The sequence below is a fragment of the Chitinophaga sp. 180180018-3 genome, assembly GCF_037893185.1.
GTDB lineage: Bacteria > Bacteroidota > Bacteroidia > Chitinophagales > Chitinophagaceae > Chitinophaga.
Genome location: NZ_CP140772.1, coordinates 719,634 through 745,367 on the forward strand (window position 1 = coordinate 719,634; position 25,734 = coordinate 745,367).

At 46.9% G+C, this 25,734-nt stretch carries 19 protein-coding genes and 1 riboswitch; of the genes, 12 read left to right on the forward strand and 7 right to left on the reverse strand.

The annotated features are described in order from the left end of the window. Positions 1-72 precede the first annotated feature (72 nt). On the forward strand, positions 73-288 hold the full coding sequence (locus UNH61_RS02925) for a hypothetical protein (RefSeq protein ID WP_326990612.1): 216 nt from the start codon (positions 73-75) through the stop codon (positions 286-288). A gap of 96 nt (positions 289-384) precedes the next feature. Here UNH61_RS02925 and UNH61_RS02930 read toward each other — a convergent pair whose 3' ends face one another. Both UNH61_RS02930 and topA read right to left on the reverse strand, forming a co-directional pair. Further along, positions 385-1,254, reverse strand: a complete 870-nt coding sequence (locus UNH61_RS02930; RefSeq protein WP_326990613.1) for a transglutaminase-like domain-containing protein — start codon at positions 1,252-1,254, stop codon at positions 385-387. A 127-nt stretch (positions 1,255-1,381) separates the two neighbouring features. Continuing rightward, positions 1,382-3,730: a type I DNA topoisomerase gene (topA, locus tag UNH61_RS02935; RefSeq protein WP_326990614.1), complete on the reverse strand. Its 2,349-nt coding sequence runs from the start codon at positions 3,728-3,730 to the stop codon at positions 1,382-1,384. Positions 3,731-4,190: 460 nt separating this feature from the next. On the opposite strand from topA, the gene UNH61_RS02940 reads away from it, so the two are divergent. From UNH61_RS02940 to UNH61_RS02955, 4 genes are read left to right on the forward strand one after another with little or no spacing between them, the layout of a single operon-like run. Next, positions 4,191-4,964 (forward strand): DUF2520 domain-containing protein, encoded by a 774-nt coding sequence (locus UNH61_RS02940; protein WP_326990615.1) that lies wholly within the window; start codon positions 4,191-4,193, stop codon positions 4,962-4,964. Between the two features lie 42 nt (positions 4,965-5,006). After that, positions 5,007-5,528, forward strand: a complete 522-nt coding sequence (locus UNH61_RS02945; RefSeq protein WP_326990616.1) for a 3-deoxy-D-manno-octulosonate 8-phosphate phosphatase — start codon at positions 5,007-5,009, stop codon at positions 5,526-5,528. A gap of 14 nt (positions 5,529-5,542) precedes the next feature. Next, positions 5,543-6,484 carry a geranylgeranylglycerol-phosphate geranylgeranyltransferase gene (locus tag UNH61_RS02950; RefSeq protein WP_326990617.1) on the forward strand — a complete coding sequence of 314 codons (942 nt, stop codon included), beginning with the start codon at positions 5,543-5,545 and terminating at the stop codon, positions 6,482-6,484. Positions 6,485-6,486: 2 nt separating this feature from the next. After that, positions 6,487-7,059 carry a Maf family protein gene (locus tag UNH61_RS02955; RefSeq protein ID WP_326990618.1) on the forward strand — a complete coding sequence of 191 codons (573 nt, stop codon included), beginning with the start codon at positions 6,487-6,489 and terminating at the stop codon, positions 7,057-7,059. Positions 7,060-7,126: 67 nt separating this feature from the next. Here the strand turns inward: UNH61_RS02955 and UNH61_RS02960 are convergent, their stop codons facing one another. Together UNH61_RS02960 and UNH61_RS02965 are read right to left on the reverse strand one after the other, a co-directional pair. Beyond that, positions 7,127-8,308 carry a homoserine dehydrogenase gene (locus tag UNH61_RS02960; RefSeq protein WP_326990619.1) on the reverse strand — a complete coding sequence of 394 codons (1,182 nt, stop codon included), beginning with the start codon at positions 8,306-8,308 and terminating at the stop codon, positions 7,127-7,129. Positions 8,309-8,350: 42 nt separating this feature from the next. Then, positions 8,351-9,529: a PLP-dependent aspartate aminotransferase family protein gene (locus tag UNH61_RS02965; RefSeq protein ID WP_326990620.1), complete on the reverse strand. Its 1,179-nt coding sequence runs from the start codon at positions 9,527-9,529 to the stop codon at positions 8,351-8,353. Positions 9,530-9,707: 178 nt separating this feature from the next. Next, positions 9,708-9,826, reverse strand: a riboswitch (SAM riboswitch). A gap of 127 nt (positions 9,827-9,953) precedes the next feature. Between UNH61_RS02965 and UNH61_RS02970 the strand changes: the two genes are divergently transcribed. Then, positions 9,954-11,240 (forward strand): DUF2851 family protein, encoded by a 1,287-nt coding sequence (locus UNH61_RS02970; RefSeq protein WP_326990621.1) that lies wholly within the window; start codon positions 9,954-9,956, stop codon positions 11,238-11,240. An 89-nt stretch (positions 11,241-11,329) separates the two neighbouring features. Here UNH61_RS02970 and UNH61_RS02975 read toward each other — a convergent pair whose 3' ends face one another. After that, a complete protein-coding gene (locus UNH61_RS02975; RefSeq protein WP_326990622.1) occupies positions 11,330-11,737 on the reverse strand; it encodes an OsmC family protein in 408 nt (135 codons plus the stop codon). A 166-nt stretch (positions 11,738-11,903) separates the two neighbouring features. On the opposite strand from UNH61_RS02975, the gene UNH61_RS02980 reads away from it, so the two are divergent. The 5 genes from UNH61_RS02980 (at position 11,904) to UNH61_RS03000 (ending at position 19,800) form a co-directional block, all read left to right on the forward strand. After that, on the forward strand, positions 11,904-12,728 hold the full coding sequence (locus UNH61_RS02980; RefSeq protein WP_326990623.1) for a hypothetical protein: 825 nt from the start codon (positions 11,904-11,906) through the stop codon (positions 12,726-12,728). A gap of 80 nt (positions 12,729-12,808) precedes the next feature. After that, positions 12,809-13,708: a lipoyl synthase gene (gene lipA / locus UNH61_RS02985; RefSeq protein ID WP_326990624.1), complete on the forward strand. Its 900-nt coding sequence runs from the start codon at positions 12,809-12,811 to the stop codon at positions 13,706-13,708. Between the two features lie 390 nt (positions 13,709-14,098). Next, a complete protein-coding gene (locus UNH61_RS02990) occupies positions 14,099-15,433 on the forward strand; it encodes a TolC family protein (protein ID WP_326990625.1) in 1,335 nt (444 codons plus the stop codon). An 18-nt stretch (positions 15,434-15,451) separates the two neighbouring features. Further along, positions 15,452-16,585 (forward strand): efflux RND transporter periplasmic adaptor subunit, encoded by a 1,134-nt coding sequence (locus UNH61_RS02995; protein ID WP_326990626.1) that lies wholly within the window; start codon positions 15,452-15,454, stop codon positions 16,583-16,585. A 32-nt stretch (positions 16,586-16,617) separates the two neighbouring features. Then, a complete protein-coding gene (locus UNH61_RS03000) occupies positions 16,618-19,800 on the forward strand; it encodes a multidrug efflux RND transporter permease subunit (RefSeq protein WP_326990627.1) in 3,183 nt (1,060 codons plus the stop codon). A 65-nt stretch (positions 19,801-19,865) separates the two neighbouring features. On the opposite strand, the gene UNH61_RS03005 is transcribed toward UNH61_RS03000, so the two are convergent. After that, on the reverse strand, positions 19,866-20,246 hold the full coding sequence (locus tag UNH61_RS03005; protein WP_326990628.1) for an SdpI family protein: 381 nt from the start codon (positions 20,244-20,246) through the stop codon (positions 19,866-19,868). A 321-nt stretch (positions 20,247-20,567) separates the two neighbouring features. Here UNH61_RS03005 and UNH61_RS03010 point away from each other — a divergent pair, with 321 nt between their 5' ends. Beyond that, positions 20,568-22,934, forward strand: coding sequence for an ABC transporter permease (locus UNH61_RS03010; RefSeq protein ID WP_326990629.1), 2,367 nt, complete (start codon positions 20,568-20,570; stop codon positions 22,932-22,934). A 68-nt stretch (positions 22,935-23,002) separates the two neighbouring features. On the opposite strand, the gene UNH61_RS03015 is transcribed toward UNH61_RS03010, so the two are convergent. Next, a complete protein-coding gene (locus tag UNH61_RS03015; RefSeq protein WP_326990630.1) occupies positions 23,003-25,699 on the reverse strand; it encodes an AsmA-like C-terminal region-containing protein in 2,697 nt (898 codons plus the stop codon). Positions 25,700-25,734: the final 35 nt, after the last annotated feature.

The window sequence follows — 25,734 nt, forward strand, 5'->3', positions numbered from 1 at the left end:
GTAAGATTTTGTATTTAATATATTTTGCATAACTTTGCGCCGGTTTTTAAAAACAAAAAAAACGAACTAAAAATGAAAAAATTATTTGTATTCGCAGTTGCTGCTGGTATGTTCTTCGTTGCTTGTAACGGTGGTAGCAAACCTGCTGCTGACTCTGCTGCAGCTCCTGCTGCTGACACCATGAACGCTGCTCCAGTTGCACCTGCTGCTGATTCTGCTGCTCATGTAGACACTACTGCTGCTGCTGCACCTGCTGCTGATTCAGCTGCTGCAACTAAGGCTAAGTAAGATATTATTTGTATAATATATCTTTCTTGCAAGAAATTAAAAGTCCCATTGCATGTATATGCGATGGGACTTTTGATTTATATCTTCCTATACTTCTTATTCTATAATACTGGCAAGGTTCATCAGTTCATCCTGTTTGTAGGCTTCTTTATCGTCACGGAAACATTTAGCCAGTTCTTCCAACAGGAACTGTATAATGCGTTTGTTAGACTGAGGCCTGAAATAGGAGGGAACGGGCGGCACGGAAACACGTTTAAGATAGGTATCTACATCCTGTTGTGTATAGATCTGCCCCTGAATGGGATCTATGAAAAACAGGATATGATGGTTGCCAGTGTCGGCAGGAGCGTTGAAATCAATAAAGCTGTCGAAATACGCGAGGATAAACTGCCGGGGGATATTCACAGCATACACCGGAAGATCCAGCATGGCACAGAGGCTTTGATAGATGATCCCGTTGGTGATAGGATTTCCTTTCCTTGATTCAATTACCTGGTTAATGAAAAACTGATTCTTACGCTGGTAAGAAACTTCTTCTCCCTTGAGGCCGAAATAATTATACACCATGCTGTTCAGTACATTGATCTGCTCCAGCGGGGTGAGATAATTATTTAATTCGAGCCAGATATTGCGTTTAATACGATCTACTTCAGTGATGATCTGGGATTCAGCCAGGTCGGGGAACTGATATCTGGCTGTCAGGATAGCGCCCTGTAACAGGTGAGGTATATCAGCCTGGGCCCATGTGCGAACAGCAGCCTGCAGGTCCTGGTAATGCACCCTGTGTATCAGCAACTCAATCCTTTCCTGTATGGATTCGTCAATTGTATTCTCCCACAAATTCTCCAGATTGGGGATTATGTCTTTGCCATATAACAGTATCTTACTGGCAACAGTATCAAATACCTCCAGATCCGGATCATCCAACAGGTGGAACAAAGCGTGTATTTCTCTGTTTTCATTCATACCATTATCATGATCATGTGGTAATCTTCAAATGATGTGATCCTGCTGGCAAATTAAATAATCGGCGTATCACTCACACTGCAGTTATTGTCATTGCCCCGATTTTTCATCAGATGTTACCACTGCGTTATTCAGTTTTCTTCTTCCGCGGCGGTGCCTTTTTCTTCGGAGGATTGGCCTTGGCATCTTCTATAATGGCTTTGGCTTCTTCTACCGTGATCTCGGCAGCTGCATCTATTCTTTCTTTTGGTATCTTATAATTCTTCAGTCCTTGTTTAATATAAGGTCCGTATGGGCCTCTTAATACCTGGATCTTTTCCTTTTCAAATATCTTGATCGTACGTTCGTCTTTCGCAGCGCGCTTTTCAGCGATCAGCGGCGCTACTTCGTCCAGCTCCACGGTGTACGGATCCATTTCCTTTTTCAGGGAATAGAACTTTTTGTCGTGTTGCGCATACGGACCAAAACGGCCGATATTCACAATCACATCCTGGTCTTCAAACTGGCCCAGGTTACGGGGCAGTTTAAACAACTCCATCGCTTCTTCCAGCGAGATGGTTTCAATACTTTGTGTAGCTTTCAGCTTGGCGAAGCGTGGTTTTTCTTCATCTTCCACGCTGCCTATCTGGATCATCGGGCCGTAACGTCCCATGCGGGCCACGATAGGTTTGCCGGTGGCGGCATCTGTTCCAAGCGGGCGTTCCCCTTTCACACGTTCCGCATTTTCGAGGGTGTTTTCCACATCTTTATGGAACGGTGAGTAGAACTCTTTCAGCATTTTGGCCCATTGCTTCTTACCATTTGCGATTTCATCGAATTCTTCTTCGATCTTCGCGGTGAAGCCATAGTCCATTACATTATTGAAATACTGGTTCAGAAAATCAGTCACGATCATGCCGAGGTCTGTTGGGAACAGTTTGGCTTTTTCAGCGCCTGTATTTTCAGCGTCCGTTACTTTGTTGATTTGATCTGCCTTGAGCACCAGGATGCGGAACTCTCTTTTCACCCCTTCTTTATCCCTCTTTTCCACATAGTTACGCTTCTGTATGGTGGTGATGGTAGGCGCATAGGTAGATGGGCGGCCGATGCCCAGTTCTTCCAGTTTCTTTACCAGGCTGGCTTCCGTATAACGGGGAGCCGGGCGGGAGAATCTTTCAGTGGCTTTCATTTCCTTCAGGTCCAGTGATTGTTTCACGGCCAGTGGTGGTAATGAGCCTTCCTGTTCTTCTGTTTCGTCTTCCTCGTCGTGGCTTTCCATGTATACTTTCAGGAAGCCATCGAATTTCAGCACTTCTCCGCTGGCAGTCAGCTCTTCGTGGTTGGTGGAAATATCGATTTTAGCGGTGGTTTTCTCCAGTTCCGCATCAGCCATCTGGCTGGCGATGGTACGTTTCCAGATAAGCTCATAGAGTTTACGGGTATCGCTGTCGTCTACCGTGGCATTTTCCATGTAGGTAGGACGGATAGCCTCGTGCGCTTCCTGAGCCGATTCGTTTTTATTCTTGAATTTGCGATGCTGGTAGTATTTGTCACCGAAACTATTGCGGATAGATTTTTCGATGTCTGTGATGGCAGTATCCGACAGGTTTACGGAGTCCGTACGCATGTAGGTGATAAACCCGCTTTCATACAGTTTCTGAGCCAGCAACATGGTTTTGGAAACGCTGTAGCCGAGTTTGCGGCTGGCTTCCTGTTGCAGGGTGGAAGTGGTGAATGGTGCAGCCGGCGATTTCTTGCCCGGCTTAACCTGTATATCCTTTACGGTATAGCCGGCGCCAATACACTGCTGCAGGAATTTTTCAGCATCTTCCGCTGTTTTCAGCTTAGACGGGCCTTCCGCTTTGAATGAAATGTTTTTGCCATTGATATCCTTCCCGGTGAACCAGGCTTCTACCTTAAAGGTGCTGACAGTCTGGAAGGCATTGATTTCTCTTTCACGTTCTACGATCAGGCGTACGGCCACTGACTGCACACGGCCGGCAGACAGGGAATTACGCATGCTCATTTTACGCCAGAGCACCGGCGAAATCTCAAAACCCACAATACGGTCCAGGATACGACGTGCCTGCTGGGCGTTTACCCGGTCCATATCCAGGTACCGCGGATGTTTTATCGCATTCTCAATAGCCGGTTTGGTGATTTCATGGAAAACGATACGCTTGGTAGTTGACGGATCCAGGCGTAATACCTCACATAAATGCCATGAAATGGCTTCCCCTTCACGGTCCTCATCCGTTGCTAACCATACCTCATCGGTATCCTTCGCCAGCTTCTTGAGTTCCTTGACCACCTTCTCCTTGTCGTCCGGAATCACATACTTAGGCTTAAAGTTATTTTCAATGTCTATCCCCATGTCGTCCTTCTCCAGGTCACGGATGTGACCGAAACAGGACTTGACCTCGAAGTCTTTGCCGAGTATTTTTTCTATGGTCTTGGCTTTCGCCGGGGACTCAACTATAACTAAATTTTTTGCCATGTATGCTTCTTTAATATCCTGCTAAATACGCAAAATTCTGTAAAATAATTACTTCAATGAATTCCGCAATAATATAAAATTATAATGATATTGGTCAGACCCCCCAAAATTATGTTGCTATTTACCTTCTTTCCAATCACTATACCTTATTATATATATTACGTACCAGTGCACCGTTTGCAGGCTTCCGGAGACAGATCCCGGACCCGCAGATATTAATCTTTAATTTATATTTAATTCCGGAAATACGTCATACTTCATAGCGGCCTCATGCTAACCCGGTTAAAGATAGTAAATCCCGGCATCCTGTTATATTAACAAAAATATCTATCAGACATGATAAGATAAGGATGGATTGCTTTGTAATAAATGAACACAATGAAATAAAACATTGACCCGTTAAAACACGTATATTAGAAATCGCCGGTTACCGCGGTCTATAATCTTAAAAAAAAATGTAATGGATGTAGTTATCATTGGCACAGGTAATGTTGCTCATTGCTTCGGGCATCTTCTGAAAATTCATGGTCATCAGATTAAACAGGTCATCAGCCGGCAGAAAGAGCACGCCAGGGAGATGGGAGAGATGCTGAATGCGGATTATACGGACGATTTGCAGGATATTCAGATGGACGCAGATATTTACCTGCTGGCAGTAAGCGATGCCGCCATTCCGGATCTGAACGACCAGCTCCGGCTGGGTAAGCGCATTGTGGCGCATACGGCAGGCGCAGTACCGCTGCAGTCTATCTCCCGGATATCTTCCAATACGGGCGTGCTGTATCCGCTGCAATCGATCCGGAAGGAGATGAAAAGCTATCCGCCCATCCCGGTAATGCTGGAAGCCAGCAACGATGAAGTGCTGAGGCGTTTACAGGCACTGGCCCAGAGTATATCCGGCAGCGTAACGATTACCAATTCTGAACAGCGGCTGAAATATCATCTCACCGCCGTGCTTTGTAATAATTTCACGAATCACCTGATCGCCCAGGCTAAAGCCTTCTGCGAAAAGGAGCAATTGGATTTCAGCCTCTTACAACCCATTATAAAAGAAACCTTCGAACGCCTGGAGAAATATCCGCCCGAATCCGTCCAGACCGGCCCCGCCCTGCGCCAGGACGAGACTACGATGAGCCTTCACCGCGCGCTGCTTGCAGATAACGAATATTTGCAGCTGGTGTATCGGGTGGTGTCGGATGCGATTTATCAATTTCATAAAGGAATTGCGAATTAAGAATTACGGACTGCGTAATTCTTAATTCTTTACTTTTGGCCTATGAACATATTGGCCTTATTCAAACCCATCACCACTTTTGTATTAGACGTAGACGGGGTGCTTACAGACGGTACTTTGCAATTATTACCCGGAGGAGAAATGTCGAGGAAGATGAATATCAAAGACGGCTATGCTATGCAACTGGCTGTTAAGAAAGGATACCGGGTGGTGATCATTTCAGGCGGAAAATCAGAAAGCGTGGTGAGCAGGTTACAGGGACTTGGCATAAAAGATATCTACACTGGCGTGCAGGAAAAGCAGGAGAAGCTACAGGATTACGTATTTGAAAACGATCTGCGCTGGGAGGAGATATTGTACATGGGCGACGATATTCCCGATTACAGGCCGATGCAGCTGGTGGGGCTGGCTACCTGCCCTGCAGATGCGGCACCAGAGATAAAAAGCATTTCCCGGTATATTTCGCCATTGGGCGGTGGACAGGGATGCGTAAGGGAAGTAATGGAAAAAGTCTTGAAACTGAACGGACATTGGTTAATAGATGAAGGAATTGCATCGAAATAATAAACGAACGATTTATGAAGCTCTGGGCTGCATTTTTTAAGTTGATCCGGTACCCTAACCTGATATATATAAGTCTTACCCAGTTTTTACTGCAGTATTGTGTTGTTGCACCGGTATTGCGCAGTTCAGGTGACGAGCCTTCGCTGACAATACAACAGTTCATCCTCCTGAACCTGAGTACGGTATTGGTGGCAGCTGCAGGGTATATCATCAATGACTATTTCGATATCAACATCGATATCATCAACAAGCCGGATAAAATGGTGCTCGACAAGATCATCAGCCGTCGCTGGGCGATGGCCTGGCATACCATGCTTAACCTGACTGGTGTTTCGCTGGGATTCATGGTGGCCTGGCAAACCGGCCAGTTCTATCTTGGATTTACGCAGGTGATCTGTTCCCTGTTGTTATGGTTTTATTCTACTTCTTTCAAGCGCCAGGTGCTGATTGGTAACATCGTTATTTCATTGCTGACAGCATTAGCCGTGGTAGTAGTTGGATTTTACGAAAAGCAGATCTATCACAGCTTTGAAGCGATTATGTCGGCTGTTGGAAGAAAGCTGATACAAATTATCGGGGTATATGCATTGTTTGCGTTTGTCATTTCCATGATCAGGGAAGTTGTGAAAGACCTGGAAGATATGATAGGCGACAGCAAAGACGGATGCCGTACGCTGCCCATTGCCTGGGGCGTGCTGGCCGCCAAACGCCTATGTAATGCACTGTTACTGGCACTGGTAGTAATTATTTTATTGGTAGAAATAAGGGTATGGATCCTGGGTTGGTATTTCGCGGTTGTTTACCTGCTATTGTTTGTACAACTGCCAGCCATATACGTTTATTTGTTACTGAAGAAGGCCAGTCTGCCGCCGCACTATCACAAAGTGAGTTCCCTGGTGAAGCTGTTAATGCTCACAGGTATTTTATCCATGATATTTTTTAAAATTTATTTATAGAGATGTATTCGCAAACAGTTATCCTCGCTTCACAGTCGCCGCGAAGAAAGCAGCTGCTGGAGCAGGTGGGTATCCCATTTGAAGTAAAGGTGGTGGAAACGGCTGAAACCTGGCCGGAATCAATGGCTGTGCCGGATATACCCGTGCATATTGCTCGTCAGAAGGCGGTGGCTGTACAGCAGCTGTGTGTTCCGGAGAACATTATCATTGCTGCGGATACCGTAGTGGTATTGGATGATGATATTATAGGCAAACCTAAGGACCGTGAGGATGCTATCCGGATTTTATCGAGGCTTAGCGGTCGTACCCACCAGGTCATAACAGGGGTGGTGATCCGGCAGAATGGAAAGGAGAAGGCATTTTCGAAAACCACCGCTGTGCATTTCAAATCCCTGACGCAGGAACAGATCATGTATTATGTAGATCAGTACAAGCCATTTGATAAGGCGGGTGCATATGCTATACAGGAGTGGATCGGAGCGGTAGGCATTGATGCTATCAACGGATGCTTCTATAACGTAATGGGGCTGCCGGTAAGCATGGTAGTGGAAGCACTGTCGGCTTTCGGAGCGTAGCTTAAAAACGAAACGGTGCAGGGAACTGCACCGTTTCGTTTGTTTGGTTTTTGCTTTATATAATGAGTTATTCCAGTACCAGTACGTTCACGTCTTTATTTTTCAGCCATCCTGCTTCTTTCAGTTTCTGCAGATTGATAACTCCCACCACATAGCGCCATTCAGCTGATTCATATTTTTCGGAGATATTGAAGAACTCGGCCAGATCTACCTGATCGGGTGTTTTGTAGCGCAGGTAAACTTTCAGTTTTACGTCGTTGGTAAAGCTCGGCTGATTATTTTGTTTGATCTTTTTATACTCGTAGCGATAGTTGTATAACAGGGCAGAAATATCAGACAGTACAGCACTACCGGTAGCGGTACCACCGGCGCCTTTACCTACGAAGAACTGCTTGTCGGTGAATGCGCTCTCCAGCAGGATACCGTTGTATTCATTGTATACATCGTAAAGGAGATTGTGTTCCTTCACCAGGTGCGGCAGTACATAAGAGAATACATGACCATTCTGGCGGCGGCATTGCGCAATCAGTTTGATGGTACAGCTCCGTTGTCTGGCAAACTGAATATCGAAATCATTCAGGTGATGAATCCCGAAGTTGAATACTTCTTCCGGTTTTACGAAGGTACCGAATGCGTGGAGGAGGAGGATCACGATCTTGAATTTCGGATCATAGCCTTCTATATCCAGTGAGGGATCAGTTTCGGCGAAGCCCAGGTGTTGTGCCTGTTGCAGGGCAGTTTCGAAGCTGAGGTTTTCTTCGAATATTTTAGTGAGAATATAATTCGTAGAGCCGTTACAGATACCTTCCACAGCGTTGAGCAGATCGTTATCGTAGTATTCCTCCAGGTTGCGGATGATGGGAATACTGGCGCAGCTGGATGCTTCGTAGAGGAATGGCACTTTGTTCTCGGCCTGAAGCTGGTAAAGGGCAGGCAGGTTTTCAGCAATCATACGTTTGCTGGCACTTACTACTGCTTTACCATTGCGCAGCGCCGTGCTTACTATTTCAAAGGCGGCCTCTGTGTCGTTAATCAGCTCCACCACTACATCAATGGTGGGATCTTCAAGAATTTCATTTTTATCAGTAGTGAAATAGCTGCTGTCGATGGGTCTTGACTTGTTAGGATCTTTAATACAGATCTTTTTGATACGTGCATTGATACCTTTGGTTCTGTTCAATACTTCGTACAGTCCTTGTCCTACGACGCCGAATCCGAAAATGCCTAAGTTGATGATCTTATTTTCCATAATTCTTATTTGAGCAGCTATTCCCTTTTGAAAGAAGCTGCTTTATTGTAAAACCGTAATTTGTTTTCCTGCCGGAAGATTAAGTTTATCCAGCGCTTGTTTCAGGTCGTTGATGAGGTCCTCTGCATCTTCGATGCCTATGGATAACCGTATGCAGGAGTCCTGTAGTCCTGTTTTCCGCCGGAATTCTTCCGGTATGTTTTTATGTGTCATAGTGGCCGGATGGGCCAGCATACTTTTCACACCGCCGAAGCTTTCTGCCAGTTTAAACAGTTTGGTAGCGTTGACGATGCGGATGGCATTTTTGATGTTGTCGCTTTTCAGGGAAAAGCTCACCAGTGCGCCGTAGTTCTTTTGTTGTTTACGGGCGATATGATGATTCTTATGTGTGGCGAGGCCCGGGTAGAATACTTTATCTACAGCGGGATGTGCCGCCAGCCAGTTGGCAATTGCACTGGCGTTGCTGCATTGTTTCTCCAGCCGCAGGTAGAGGGTTTCTATACCGCGGATAGTGAGCCAGGCTTCGAACGGACTGAGAATACTACCGGAAATATTCTGGTTATACCTGATCTGATCGGCGAGGCTTTTGCTGTTTACCACTACCAGGCCGGCGATCACATCACAGTGACCGGCGAGGTATTTGGAAGCGCTGTGGATAACAATATCGGCGCCCAGCGGAATAGGTTGTTGCAGCAACGGGGTGCTGAAGGTATTGTCGACCACCAGCAGAATGTTATGTTGTTTGGCAATTTTGCTGATAGATTTTATATCAGAAATACGCAATGTTGGATTAGTAGGGGATTCCAGCCAGATGATCCGGGTATTGGGCGTAATCGAAGTCAATACCTTATCGATGTTACTGGTATCTACAAAGTTCACTTTGATACCGAAGCGTTCGAACATGTGGTTGAATATCTGGAAGATGCCGCCATAGGTATCTTCCACCGCCATGATCTCATCGCCGGTTTTTAACAGCTTCAGTACAGCATCAATGGCGGACATGCCGCTGGCAAACGCAAATCCGGCGAACCCTTCTTCCAGGGTGCAGATCAGGTCTTCCAGCACTTTCCTCGTGGGGTTGTTTGCCCTGGAGAACTCAAAGCCCTTATTGATGCCCGGTGATTCCTGCACAAAGGTGGACGTTTGATAGATAGGCACTGAAATGGCGCCTGTCAGTTCATCTACCGGAATGCTATGAATCAGTTGTGTAGCTGTTTTCATGTATAAATTATTTTTAATGATATGCAATGTCACTAGTTATCTACTGCAACTTTATCATTAAAGATTAACTTAAACAACAACAAATCCATAAAGGGGGTGGAAGAGCAAAAAAAAAGCTCTTCCCGGGTTGGAAGAGCTCTTTCAAAAAATTATATATCAGTGAAGTATTATCTCTGCCAACTTATCTTTCCCTGGTTCGCACCAGGGCAGGAATTAGCACCTTTTTCCGGATCATCTGATCAGGAAAGGTTGCTAAGGCATCGCAGGGCCAAGTCCCTCCGCCTTTCTGGATAAGTGATGTGTAAGAACTGGCGCAAAGTTAATATCAGTTTCAGCAGATTTCCAAATTGTACAGGAAATTTATTTTATCAGGTGATGTTTTATTACCTTTAGATGATATTATTTTTATACCCAACCATATCTTATGTTTGTTAACCCGTTGCTCACGGAAGAGCTGTTCCAGCACATCTGGGCGTGCCGGCTATTCAGGCAGGATCATCTTTTTACGACTTGTGGCCTGCCGGTACGGATCATATATCCCGGATTACATAATCATCATAGTGGTCCTGATTTTTCGGCTGCGAGGATTAGGATAGGCGACGTGCTTTGGTCGGGGCAGGTGGAGTTGCATTTGCGCAGTTCCGACTGGGCCCGGCACCGGCATCAGTACAACCCGCAGTACGGGCGGATTATCCTGCATGTGGTATTTGAGCACGATTGCGACGATGCCCGCGGGCCTGCGGCGCCCTGCCTGGAATTACAGCAGCATATTCCCAAGCTGTTGCTGGATCGTTATCAGCAATTGAAGCGTACAACGCCTTTTGTGCCCTGTGGGTCGCAGGCGGCAACGGTACCGCAACTTACGTGGCTGAGTTGGAAGGAACGTTTGCTGGCGGAGCGCTGGGAGCGGAAGACGGGCATTTTGCGGGCCTGGCTGCAAAGCAGCCGTTATAACTGGGAGGAAGTTTGTTACTGGGCCGTGGCACAGAGCTATGGCACGCCGGTAAACAGCCTTACCTTTCTGCAGCTGGCACAGTCGTTGTCGTTCCGTGCCCTGATGCGCTACCGCTCCGGCATGCTGCAGCTGGAAGCCCTGTTGTTCGGGCAGGCGGGGATGCTGGAAGAAGATTTCAGCGATCCGTATGCACTGCACCTGCGGGAGATCTACCAGCATCTGCGGCATAAACACCGGCTTCGGCCTTTACAGCCCCATCAGTGGCACTGGCTAAGAATGCGGCCTTCTGCATTCCCTACCATCCGTATAGCGGCTTTTGCAGCCTTGTTACAGCAACAGGTACGGTTATTTTCCCGGGTACTGGAAGCTGCAGATGTTGCCGGGCTGGAATCGCTGTTTTTCGTACGCCCGTCGGCGTACTGGCTGCAACATTACCGGTTCGGGCATCTGGTGGAGGCCACGCAGCTTCCGGGGAAACAGGCGGTACACGGTATCCTGATCAATACTATATTGCCTTTACTCTTTTTGTACGGGCAGGAAAGAAATCATCGTTACTACCAGGAGAAGGCGCTGCATCTCCTGCAGCAACTCCCGCCGGAACAAAACAAAATCACCCGGAGCTGGCATCAGCTGGGCGTAGAACAGGAAAGTGCCCTGGAGTCACAGGCGCTGTTACAATTGAAAGAGTACTACTGCGATGAGCGAAAGTGCCTGCAATGCGCGATAGGAGCGAAGATTCTGCAGGCCTGCAGGTAAGCATTAGTAATGAAGAAATAGCAGGAAGAGTTTAGCGATGAGTATTATTGGCTAAGGTCATCTTGCTATTTCTTCATTCTTAATACGGGTTACCAGTTGAAAACCACATCCTGCTTAATCTCAGTATTCAGGCTCTTAGCTACCGGACAGGCAAGGGCAGCTCTTTCCAGGATGGTCCTTTCTTTTTCACCCAGCTGATGGCCGGCAGGAAAGTCGAAAACTACATTTACGCCTGTGATCCTGCGGGGTTCTGTGCCCATAATCTTCTGGATACTTACTTTAGTACCATCAATATTCCAGTTGTTATCTCTTGCCTTAATGCCCATAATGGTGAGCATGCAGGAACCCAGTGCAGTAGCTACCAGATCGGTAGGGGAAAAGCGTTCGCCTTTACCATTGTTATCAACAGGAGCGTCAGTTTCAATCACAGTACCTGACTGGAGATGGGCGGCAGTTGTACGAAGCTCGCCTGTATAGATGATAGATGCTGTTTGCATGATATTATTTTTAATAGTCAAACCGTAAAATTAAATGTATTTTTATAATAACTGATGAATGAGCAACCCCGGTCCTGGCAAACTAAAAAAAAATTAACTACGTTTGTAATATATACATAACAATACCTTTGTTCAAGCGTTTATTTATATATAATAATTGCCCACTGTGAAAAAAATATACTTAATCCTGTTTTTAACAACATTATCCGGTGCCTTGTTTGCGCAGAATACCAGCAACAGTAAGCAGAAAAAGAAAAGTGAAAAGGAACAGCGCAAACTGAAAAGGATTGCTATCTTCCGTGAACAGGAGGAAGGGGAAAATTTGTTCCAGCGCGATTTCTCAGCAGGCGCCCGTCTGAATACGGATGGATGGTCAGGTTTTGTGGAGATGGGTTATAGAAACAGCAGGAAGAAGGTGACCTATTACCAGTTCGAGGTTTCCGAAAAGAAAGACCATAAAGAATATAAGCAGACGAACGGATACGCTTTTGCCCGCCCCTTTATATACGGTAAGCAGAACAATTTCTACCCTGTTAAACTGGGTATAGGCCAGCGTTACCTGATAGGAGGGAAAGCGAATAAAAACGGCGTGGAAGTAGATGCTATTTATTACGGTGGTGTTTCCCTGGGGCTGCTGAAACCGTACTACCTGAATGTGCAGCAGACAGGTAACACTAGTACGGATATAAAATATGATCCTGCTAATCCTGATATCTTTCTTAACAGGGGAAATATCAACAGCGCAGCCGGCTTTGGTAAAGGCTGGGACAACCTGACAGTAGTGCCCGGATTGCATGGTAAGCTGGGAATGCGCTTCGACTGGGCCCATTTCAATGAAGTGGTGAGTGCCCTGGAGGTGGGTATAAACGGAGAATATTATACCAAGAAGATACCTATTATGGTACCGCTTAACGGCTACGACCCCAATAAACAGTTCTTTTTCAATGCTTATGTGAGCATCCAGTTCGGAAAACGCTGGAACAGGAAGTAAAGGCGAACTGGTAGCTTTTAGGAAAGCGCCGGAATAACAGATAAGTATTAACTTTGCTTTTCTAAAGAAAGGAATGAGCGATGCAAGAACTACCCGTAATAGCCGCTGAACCGGCTACCACAAGAGTAAAAAAGCCTGACTGGCTGCGCGTTAAGTTACCTATAGGCGAAAACTACAAACAGGTCAGGAACCTGGTAGATACCCATAAATTACATACGATCTGCGAAAGTGGCAATTGCCCCAACATGGGTGAGTGCTGGGGAGCCGGTACCGCTACTTTCATGATCCTGGGAAATATCTGTACCCGTAGCTGCGGTTTTTGTGCCGTGGCCACCGGTCGGCCGGAAGCGGTGGATTTCGATGAGCCACAGCGTGTAGCTGAAGCTATTTACCTGATGAAGGTAAAGCATGCGGTGATCACTTCTGTAGACAGGGATGAGCTGAAAGATGGCGGTTCCATCATCTGGGCCAATACCATCAAGGCCGTAAGAGCACTGAACCCGGAAACCACCATGGAAACCCTGATCCCGGATTTCCGTGGTATCTGGGAAAACCTGCAACGGATCATTGATGTGGCGCCTGAAATAGTTTCTCATAACCTGGAAACAGTAGAGCGCCTTACCAAACAGGTAAGGATACAGGCCAAATACCATAGAAGCCTCGAAGTAATCCGCCGGCTTAAAGATGGAGGCATGCGTACTAAGAGTGGTATTATGCTGGGCCTCGGTGAAACCAGGGAAGAAGTAGTACAGGCCATGCAGGACCTGTACGATAACGGTTGTGATGTAGTGACCCTGGGTCAGTACCTGCAGCCTACTCCGAAGCATCTCCCCGTGGCACGCTTCGTACATCCCGATGAATTTGCAGAGCTGCGTGAAATAGGATACAACATTGGCCTCGACTACGTAGAGTCGGGTCCGTTAGTAAGATCTTCCTATCACGCCGAAAAACATATTTTCAGCGGTCGAAATAAAGGATGACCGGAAACGATTTTCATCTAAATGTTAAAATCCACCTGAAAGGGTGGATTTTTGTTTTCATAACATTATCTTAGCGCCCGAATTTGTTTTACCTAAACAACATATGTATTGTTGTATACCTACTTCACTGTTCGCTGCTGAATTCAGATGCCTGAAACAATAATCATGGAAACCGTGCGCCAACGTTTCAGCACTCTTCTGAATGGCAACTCTCTACCGACCTACCTGTCTTTGGCCTGCTAACACAGCCTTGACCTGTTTTTGTGGCAATGAACAATGTTATATAGCTATGCCTGTATAACCTATAAAGAATGATAATGACCTGTTGTTTTATGCGCATTATTCTTCTTACGATTGGTATAATGATGAACTGAATGTCAAAAGCCTTTTATGAAAAGAGCATTTTATTTTGTAGCTGTGGTATGCGGGGTAATGAATGCCCCGGGAGTATCTGCACAGCAATCTGTGGATTCCCTTTTAAACAGCGCTTCGTTGCAGGATTGTATCCGGTATGCAATGACACACCAGCCGGTGATCAGGCAATCGCTGATTGATGAAGCCGTTACCGACAGAACAGTGAAAAGTAAGCTGGCCGACTGGTATCCGCAGATCAACCTGGATTATAACCTCCAGCATTACATGGAATTACCTACTTCTATATTTGGTGGCAACCCTACCAAAGTAGGCGTATCTAACACTTCTGCAGCGCAGTTCGGGCTTAACCAGAACATCTTCACCCGCGATTTGCTGCTGGCTTCCAATACGGCAAAGGAAGTACGAAAACAAAGTAAGCAAACCACGCAGAGTAATCAGATCGATCTGGTAGCCAATGTGAGTAAAGCGTACTACGATGTATTGCTGACTACTGAGCAGATTAAAGTATTGAATGAAGATATTGTACGACTGGAGCGTAGCCTGAAAGATGCTAATGCCCAGTATAACAGCGGAGTGGTAGATAAAATAGATGCCAAGCGCGCCGCTATTTCTCTGAACAATGCACGTGCCCAGCAGAAATCAGCGCGGGAGTTGCTCACGGCTAAACAGGCTTATCTGAAGCAATTGATGGGATACCCCACCAGCAGCGGAGATGTACCGCTGGTGCAGGATTCCGCCAGTGTTGCGGCCCAGGTAACCGGGGAAGATACACTGATGACAGCTGATTATAAAAACCGTATTGAATACCAGTTGCTCGAAACTCAGCAACAGCTGCTGCGTGCCAATCTGCAATACAATAAGTGGAGCTTCCTGCCCATTGTATCTGCATTTGTCAACTACTCATTTGCATGGCAGAACGAACAGTTCAGCAAATTGTACAGCACCGATTATCCGAACTCATTGCTGGGTATAAAACTGTCGCTGCCCATTTTCCAGGGAGGTAAGCGTATTCACAACATCAGGATAGCAGAAATGCAGCTGCAGCGCTCACAATGGGATTTCGCTGCCCTGAGAAGCCGGATTAATACACAGTACGTGCAGGCGTTGGCCACCTATAAAAGTAACTTCAACGACTATCTGACGCTAAAGGATAACCTGCAGATGGCAAAGGATGTATATGATATGTTGCAATTACAGTATAAAGAAGGCATCAAAACATACCTGGATGTGCTGATCTCCGAAACAGATCTGCGTGCAGCACAGCTCAACTTCTACAATTCAATGTACCAGGTACTCTCCAGCAAGATAGACCTGCAAAAAGCATTAGGAACCTTAACAGTTAATTATTAAATGGTAACCGGAACGGATATGAAAAAAATGAACAACATTGTCTTAATCAGCGCTGCCAGCATACTGGGCTTCACTGCCTGTAAGGGTCCGGGTAAACAAGGTCCGCCTGTTATGCCCCCTACACCGGTAAACATTACGGAGGCAGGCGTAGCACCGGCCGTTTATTATGATAAATATCCTGCAACGGTAGTGGCGTTGAACCAGGTGGAACTGCGTTCCCAGGTGTCTGGTTTTATCACCGGAATTTTCTTTAAAGAAGGTGAAGTGGTGCAGAAAGGCAAACCCCTGTACGAGATAGACCGTCGTAAATATGAAGCGGCCTATCTGCAGGCGCAGGCAAATGTAGCCAGCGCGAAAGCTTCCTATGAAAGAGCAAAGAAAGACGACGACCGTTACCAGCGTCTGGCCGAGCAGGATGCGGTGGCGCGCCAGATACTGGACAATGCTAAAGCTACCCTCGAAACATCCCGTGGACAGCTGGCTGCAGCGGAAGCCAGTCTCGCTTCTGTACGCACCGATCTGGATTACTCCCTTATCAAAGCGCCGTTTACAGGCCGCATCGGTATCTCCCAGGTAAAACTGGGTGCACAGGTAAGCCCCGGAACCACCCTGCTGAATACCATCTCCAGCGAAGATCCGATAGGAGTGGATTTTGTGATCAATGAAAATGAAATATCCCGCTATGCCGACATGCAGGGGAAAACTAACGGAAACGACCCTACGTTCCGGCTTCAGTTGTCGGATGGTACGGAGTATGTACATACCGGAAAGATCCTGGCGATAGACCGTGGTGTGGATAACCAGACAGCTACCATCCGCGTGCGTATTGAATTCAGCAATCCGAACGATAAACTGAAAGCGGGGATGAGCTGCGTATTACGTGTACTCAATGCACAATCAGGCGAGCGCCTTATTATTCCTTACAAAGCAGTATCTGAGCAGATGGGCGAATACTTCGTATTTGTAGCGAAAGACTCCGTAGCAGCTCAGCAGAAAGTACATCTCGGCCCTAAACTGGGCGATAAGATAGTGATCATGGACGGCATACAGGCCGGCGACAAGGTGATTACTGAAGGCTTCCAGCGCCTGCGCGACGGAGGCAAGATAAAGATAGGAATACCAGCCGCTCCTCAGGGCGCGCCTGCGAAGTAATAGTTTATCAGTAGAATCAACAGCACAAGATCATGATTGCAGATACTTTTATAAAACGACCCGTAACAGCGATAGTAATTTCTATCGTGCTGGTACTGGTGGGAATACTGGCGATGATGAACCTGGCAGTAGGCCAGTATCCGGAGATCTCGCCCCCCACCGTACAGGTAACCGGTACTTATATTGGTGCAGATGCACAAACGGTAGAGCAAACAGTAGCTACGCCGGTGGAAGTGCAGGTGAATGGTACGCCCGGTATGACATATATCAATACCAACAATACCAGCAGCGGTCAGATGAGTATGACGGTGAACTTTGAAGTAGGTACCGACATCAACATCGCTGCGCTGGACGTACAGAACCGCGTAGGTATTGCACAACCTACATTGCCGCAGGAAGTACAGCGTTTAGGCCTTACCGTTAGAAAGCGTAACCCCAGTATCCTCATGCTGGTGGCACTGTACTCACCCAAAGGCACACACGACATTACCTTTCTCGATAACTACACCAACGTATTCGTAAAAGATGCCTTGTTACGTGCGAAAGGTGTGGGAGATATATTCACCCGTGCGGATGATTTCAGTATGCGTATCTGGCTCAAACCGGATAAACTTGCTGAAATGGGCGTAACTGCCGACGATATACGCGCCGCGCTTGCAGAGCAGAATGCCCAGATCACAGCGGGTACCGTGGGTGCGCCCCCTCAGCAAACCGGACAAACTTTTGAATACAACATCTTCACCAAAGGCCGTTTATCCACACCCGAAGAATTCGGCAATGTAGTGGTGAAAACCCGTCCATCTGATGGATCATTGGTATATCTGAAGGATGTAGCCCGCGTGCAGCTTGGCAAATTCAACTACGCCGGTAACAACTATGTAGATGGTAAACGTGCTGCTTACCTGCTGGTGTACCAGGCTCCGGGTAGTAATGCACTGGAAACAGCTGCCAATGTAACAGCTGCCATGGAGGAGCTGAAAAAGCAGTTCCCGAAAGATGTGGAATACGTTGTACCATTCGAATCTGTATCAGTAGTAAAGGTATCGATCGAAGAAGTGGTACACACGCTGGTGGAAGCCCTGATCCTGGTGGTGATAGTGGTGTTCCTCTTCCTGCAAAGCTGGAGGGCCACCCTGATTCCGGTACTGGCTATTCCTGTATCGATCATCGCCACATTCATTTTCTTCATTCCACTTGGGTTCACCATCAATACCCTGACCCTGTTCGGTTTCGTACTGGCCATTGGTATAGTAGTGGATGATGCCATTGTGGTGGTGGAAGCGGTGCAGCATAACATCGACCACGAGAAGATGACACCACGGGATGCCACCGCACAGGCGATGAAAGAAATATCCGGTCCGGTAATTGCCATCGCGCTGATTCTGGCAGCGGTATTTGTGCCGGTAGGTTTTATCCCCGGTATCGTAGGACGCTTGTATCAGCAGTTTGCGATCACCATTGCCATCTCCGTGATGATCTCCGCTTTCGTGGCACTGTCGCTGACGCCGGCCCTGTGTATACTGCTGCTGCGTCCGATGCACCTCGATAAAGACTCCAAAGGACTGAATAAATTCTTCTATAAATTCAACCGTTGGTTCGGACATACCACTTCCCGTTATTCCGTAGGCGTAAAGAAGAGTATCCGCTTTTCACGTTTCGTGATCGTGCTGCTGCTCTGCGTTTTCGTAGGTACCATCATGTTGTTCAAGGGGAAGCCAACAGGCTTCATCCCTACAGAAGATGAAGGCCGTTTGATCATTACGTTCGACCTGCCGGAATCTTCTTCCACTGAGCGTACGGTGGAGGTGATGTCCAGGATGATGAAGGATCTCGACAGTATGCCGGGTATCAATCACTATGCTGCACTTGGCGGATTGAATGCAGTGAACTTTGCCACCAAATCCAACAGTGCCACCATCTTCTGTTCACTGAAGCCCTGGGATGAGCGTAAGCCCGATTCCCTTCAGATCTTTGGTATGGTAGCGGCGGTAACGAAAAAGCTGAGTAAGTACAAAGAAGCAAATGTGGTGGTAATTCCGCCTCCGGCCATTCCGGGTCTGGGGCAAACAGCCGGTTTCTCTTTTGTACTGCAACAGAAAGGTGCAGGCGAGATCAAAGCATTCGAAGGCGTGTTGCAGAACTTCCTCGCAGCCGCCAACAAACGCCCTGAAATCGCAAAGGCATTCTCCTTCTTCACAGCCCGTACGCCTGGCTACCAGCTGGATATAGACCGTGAGAAAGCGAAGAAGATGGGCGTGAAGATCTCTGATATTGCCTCTGCCCTGCAAACTTACATGGGTAGTGCTTATATCAACGACTTCACCATCTACGGCCGTAACTTCCGTGTGGTAACCCAGGCGGATTCTACTTACCGTGGCGATATCAGGAACCTGAACCAGTTGTTTGTTCGTAACAGCACCGGTTCTATGGTGCCATTGAGCGCACTTACTTCGCACCATGTGATAGAAACGGCACCGGTAATTGCACACTATAACCTGTTCCGCTCTGCGGAGGTGAACGGAAACCCGGCGCCGGGTTACAGTAGCGGTGATGCTATCAAAGCATTGCGCGAAGTAGCCGCACAAACGCTGCCGGAAGGCTATGGTTATGAATTTTCCGGCCTGAGCCGTGAGGAAATATTATCAGGTTCCAAGACGGTATACATCTTCGCGCTATCTATCATCTTTGTATTCCTGTTCCTCGCCGCATTATACGAAAGCTGGTCAGTGCCATTCTCCGTGCTGCTGGCAGTACCCATCGGCGCTTTCGGCGCTATCACGGTATTGACCTTCCTGCCTAAGCTGAGCAATAACGTATATGCACAGATTGGTCTGATTACGCTGATCGGTTTGTCGGCCAAGAATGCGATCCTGATCGTAGAATTCGCCAAAGAGCGTGTCGACAGGGGAATGGATCTCATTACTGCTGCCGTGGAAGCCGCTAAGCTGCGTTTACGCCCGATTATCATGACATCCATGGCCTTCCTGCTGGGGATCCTGCCGCTGGTATTTTCTTCCGGCGCTGGTGCAGAGGCGCGTAAAACCATGGGCTGGACTGTATTAGGTGGTATGTTTACCGCTACCTTCCTGGCAATATTCATTGTGCCGGTATTGTACGTGGTAATCACCAGGCTGGCTTATGGTAAAGAGAAACTGCGCAGAATGAAAGAACAATATCAATCCGTACCTGAGCACGATGTGCAGGGACGAGTATAGAAGCAGCCTTTAGTCATAGCGGAGATCACATAACATGCTGGTGTTGTGATCTCCGTTGTATTTTACTAAAGGCTGTTTCTATTTCCCTCTTCATCAAAATGTTTATTCAACTCCCATTCAGTATCTCCCACCAGGTACATGGCTCCGGCTACCACAGCCCCAACGGTGATATACCAGAACCAATCGGTTTGTGCCGGAAAAAGCAGCGCACATGCCGCCCCAACTGCCAGCAATACTATGCCCACCCGTTTGGAAATATGAGCAGCATATTCATTGGCGGCCTTCCACATTTCTATATTTTTGGTAGACAGGAATGTGCGGTAGCCATACCATGATTTCATGCTTTTGGGAGGAAAGCGATGAATGAAGAAGCCCATGATGCAGAATAAAAGACCCACGAATATCGATGCATTACAGTAGGTGGAGTGGAGAAAACGTAATAACATGATTCGGGGATTTGGTTGCTATAAGTTAAAGAAAAAATTACGAATTAGGAATCTATGGTGTCCGGATAAAATAGAGCCCGGATGATCAAAAAAGGAGCCTGAAAGCTCCTTTTTGAGTAAGTTAGCGTTTACCACAATGCTACTTACTTATGAGCAATGTACAGCTATTTCAGGATGAGACAAAGCGCTCCGAAATCGAACACAATTTGTACCAATAACGAACAATTTTAACTTTATACAATTTCTTAATTAATTGGTTATCAAACACAAATAACAGTGGCATTGTGTTAGCTCAAAAAATAGACAATAAATTCGCGGGTCATGTTCAAAAATCATTTCAAAGTTGCGATTCGCAACCTTTTGAAAAACAAAGGGCTTTTTCTGATCAATATCTCAGGACTTGCCCTGGGCATTGCTTGCAGCCTGTTGATCCTGCTGTGGGTACAGAACGAACGCAGTTATGACCGTTTTCACGAACATGCCTCCGAAATTTACAGGGTGATCGCAGATGACCGTGGCCAGAAATATCCTCTTTCCGGCGCACGCCTGGCAGCTGCAATGGAGGCGCAGATTCCTTCCATCCAAACGACTGTCCGATTAAAGCCTAATTCGTCTGCCCTGTTCGAAGCGGGGAACCGGAAATTCGAAGAAAGGGCGGCATATTTTGCTGACCCAACCTTTTTCCGGGTATTTTCTTTTCCTCTTCTTGCGGGCGATACAGCAACGGCGCTCAACCGGCCGGACGGATTACTTTTGACCGAGCGAACGGCAAGGAAATATTTCGGTTCGGTGGATGTGCTTGGGAAGACTCTGCGGATGAACGACAAACAAAATTTCACCGTCTCGGGAGTGTTGCAGGACATACCTGCCAACTCCCATTTGCAATTCGATGTCCTTATGCCAATGCCGGGCCGGGATTCGAACATGATCAAAGGAGAATGGCAGAGTCTCGGTTTTTACACTTATGTGCTGCTGAAAAAAGATGTGCGGCGAACTGCTGCATCGATCGGAAAGATCGACGGATTTATCAACGATATTTATAAGAAGGCTGCACCGGACTTCCTTGCAACGTTTCGTCTCCAGCCATTACTGGATGTGCATTTGCATTCTTCCGACCTTATCCTTGATATGGAGGGCCATGGAAACATGCAATATGTGAATATTTTTACGGTGATCGCAATTTTCATCTTACTGGTGGCCTGTATCAATTTCATAAATCTTGCTACCGCCCGCTCAACCCGAAGAGCGAAGGAAATAGGCCTCCGGAAAGTGATCGGAGCGCTGCGGATGCAATTAGTCTGGCAATTCCTCACGGAATCCATCCTCATTACTTTTTTTGCCATTCTCCTGGCCATTGGGATCGTACTGCTTGTCCTGCCGGTTTCCGACAGTCTTTTCGGAAAGCATCTGAACATTGGATTTGGGTACGGCAGGCTCCTGACCGGACTCGTATGCCTGTTCCTTCTTACAAGCCTGGTTTCGGGCTCCTATCCCGCTCTTTTCCTTTCTTCCTTCAAGCCTGTTAAGGTATTGAAGGGAGGGCCGGTGAAACAAGGGAAGAACAGCATTTTGTTACGCAATATGCTGGTTGTCGTGCAGTTTACAGTTTCCGTTCTACTGATCGTTGCAACGACTATTATTTATAATCAGTTGCATTACATGCGGCACAGGGATCTTGGTTATGACAAGGAAAACCTGGTATATATGCCGCTGAAGGGAGTGTTGAGTCAAAAGATTCCATCCTTGCGCGCTGTGGTGAAGGATAATGGTCAACCCGGTAATTCCACGTTCGTTTCGGAATTACCGATTGAACCTCTTTCGGGCACCGTTGGTGTAGTATGGGACGGCAAGTCGTCAGATGCCTGGCCCATGTTCTCCGCAATAGGAGTGGATGAGAACTTTCTTAATGTTTTTAAGGTTCATCTGCTTTCCGGAAGATGGTTCTCTTCAACATATGGTACCGATTCACTCAATTATGTCATCAATGAAAAGGCCCTGCATCTGATGGGGTTTGATGCAGGGACGGCAATCGGGCAGCCCTTATCGGTATGGGGACATAAGGGGACCATCATCGGTATAGTGAAAGATTTTAACTTCAAGCCCTTGCAACAGCCTATCGAGCCTTTAGTGATGCTCGGCTCGAATACGCGTATAGGCTATTTGGTGACGAGGGCGAAGCCCGGTGCGATTGCGGGAGTCATCGACAACATGAAAAGGTTATGGATGCAATACAATGCCTCCTACGATTTTGAATATGGATTTATTGATCAGGATCTTGCTAAACGATATGATGCCGAACAACGTCTGGAAATGATCTTCAATTTTTCGGCGCTCCTGGCTATTTTCATCTCCTGTCTTGGCCTTATCGGACTCGCCGCTTTCATTGCGGAACAGCGTACAAAGGAAGTGGGTATCCGAAAAGTACTGGGGGCGTCTGTTAGCGGTATCCTTTTCCTGGTGAGTAAGAACTTTTTGTGGTTGGTATTACTTGCTGCTGTCATTGCTACTCCTCTGGCATGGTATGGTATGAATAAATGGTTGGATTCCTATGCTTTCCGGATCAATATTTCCTGGTGGATATTTCCGGCAGCCGGCCTGATCGTTTTATTGATCACGCTTTGTACGATCAGTTTCCACTCGATCAGGACGGCGATGGTCAATCCGGTGAAGAGTCTACGAACGGAATAAAGTCATTTTTGTAAGATGAAATCATTTCTTTCTGGCCATACTTGCCGGGAAAGTAGTGGCTTTTAACTTTAATGTTTCGTAGAATCCACTGCCTTCTTCTTCCCGAACAAACTATTCAGTGTATTCTTCATCGTTTCTCCGGCTTGTTTGCCAACATTCTCCAGTGGTTTACCAGTAGCCGCGGAGTCTTTTTTACCGGCGAGCTGGTTTTTCAGTTCGTTTGTCAGTTGGTTAACGGCGTTGTTTTTAAGTTGGTTCAGACTGTCTTTTACAGTGTGTTTTACCGTATCTATTTTGTTTTTCACCAGCTCTGTGGCTTGTGTTTTCAGGTTATTGGCGCTTTCACGCAGATCTGTTTTCAGGTTAGGTTTCAGGATGTTTCCACCCAGTAATACCTGCAGATGCACACTGTCGCCGATGTTGACCGGGATGCCTTTGGCCTGCGCCTGAGAGGCGAGGTTATTGACGAGGTTGTTACCTGCGCTGCCCATCATGCTGCGGGGCAGGGCCAGTTGCAGCGTGTAATCGAGCGATTGATCGAAGCCGTGAGAGCCTGCAATATCCATGCGTACACCGTTTACGGTTACCTTGAATGGATTTACTTTTACGCGTCCGTTTTCAAAGGCGAAATAGTTCTTGATATCGCGCAGGGATATATCTTTCAACTGAGCGATATTAAGTGAGTTGGCCAGTTGATCTACCGGCGCGAACTCCTTCAGGAAGCCCTGGATGAGGAGGAGATTCCCTTCACCGGTCAGGGTATTCAGTTCGGGCGACATATCCTTACCCAGCTTGCCATGCATGCTCAACTGCGAGGTGATTTTTCCGGAAAGGAATTTACCGATCGGCATCAGCTTTTGTACTGTGTTGAATGTATTGAATGTTTGTTGTACATCCAGGTTCTGCACATTGTAAGTCAGGTTGATGTCGGGATTTATTTTGCTGGCTTTGGTGCTGTAGCTGCCGTTAATTTCCATGGTACCCTGCAGCGCGTTGGCTTTCAGCTGTTGCATGGTAACAGTTTCATCTTTGATGGCCAGGTTACCGGAAACATTGGTAAGATCAGCTTTGGCATAGTGTACCTTGTCTACATTCGCCTGCAGGCCAAGATTCAGGTTAGCAGGTACTGCAAACGGTATGGCGGCAGCCGAGTCTGTCTTCGCTTTTTCAGGTGTTGTACCGGTGTTGCTGGTATTGGTGCCCATCCACTTGTCGAGGTCGATGTTATCAGCTTTAACAGTCATGTGCCCATCCAGCGGCGCATTTTTAAACGTATAGGCGAGCAGGTTATTCACCTCTCCGTTAGCCTGGAAGTTGGTACCGAGATACTGGCCGTTAAGATCTTTTACGGTTACATTCTTTGGATTGAACTGCAGAGCGAGATTATTCACTTTTACGCCGTCGGGATAGTCTTTGCTTTTATAAAGCATGTTGCTCAGCTGTAATGTACCTGCTGCGTAGAATTTATCGTACTGTTGCTTTTCGATGGCACTCATATTACCCTTCGCGCTGATATCGGCATCCAGCAAGCCTGTCAGGTTGGTACCGGATGTCAGTTTCACGAACTGGGTGATCTTCGACAAATCGAGTTTTCCTTTTGCAGCACCATCGAGGTACATATCAGAAACAGGCGTCTTTATCAGCAGTCGCAAATCCAGCGGAGTATTATCCATTTCGAGATGACCGGTGGGGATATCCACCACTGTATGATCGGGTACGCCATCGGGGTTACTGATTTTCATTGCAATCTGGATATTTTTAACTGGTTTCGGCAGATCGGGGTATTGGAAGAAACCATCTTTTACAGAAAGATCCAATCCGAACGAAGGCATCTGTTTGGGAGAGTAATTGCCTTTGACGAATCCGCTGAAAGCAGCGGTGCCACTGGTTTTTATTTTATCGAAATCAGTTTTATACACAGTTGGAACCAGTGAAAGCAGATCCTTGAAATTAGTAGACGGAGCTTTGAAGCCCAGGTCCATTCCGTAGGTAGAATCGTTGATCAGTTTGAAAGATCCCTGTAATGCCAGTTGCAGGTTGTTAAGTACAGCTTTGGCGTCTTTTATCGTATAGGTTTTACTGTTATTATCGATTTGTATGCCGGCATCGAGTTTGGCTTTTACCTGTGAGAGGTAGGGGACCAGGCCATAGCGGAAAGTAATGCCTTCCGCGTTGGTGCTGGTTTGTAACAGGAACTGATCCTGTGTGAAATCACCTTTTCCTTCATGATCCAGGCCGCTGATCTGCAATGCCATATTACCCTGACGATCGTCGTAGCTGATCCAGGCATCCTCAATTTTATATTGTTGCAGGCTGAGTGCAAAGGTGGTTTTACTGGTATCTGCAGGCTTAGCTGCTGCAGTATCCGGTTTCATGATATTCCAGTTAGCTGCGCCATCTTTATTCACTATGGCGTGTATCCGTGGATGTGATAGCGCTATGTTGTAGATGTCTATCTTACCTCCCTTTATAACACTCATCAGGTTAAGGGCCACATCAATCTGTTTTACAGCAATCAGGGTATCAGCTTCAAATGCACCGGTACCAGTTACCTGCAGGTCTTCCAGGCCCACTGCAAGGCGAGGAAAGTGACGAAACAGGCTGATATCCACATCTTTAAAATCAACTTTAGCCAGTAAACGGTTGTTCAGTTCCGTTTTAACCTTTGCCATTATTTTGTCTTTGAAGAAATAGGGTATAGCAAATGCTGCCAGTATCAGTACTAACAAAGCAATGCCCACAAATTTCAGGAGCTTTTTGAGCATACGTTATTATTAATTTTAAAGTGAAGATAAGCATA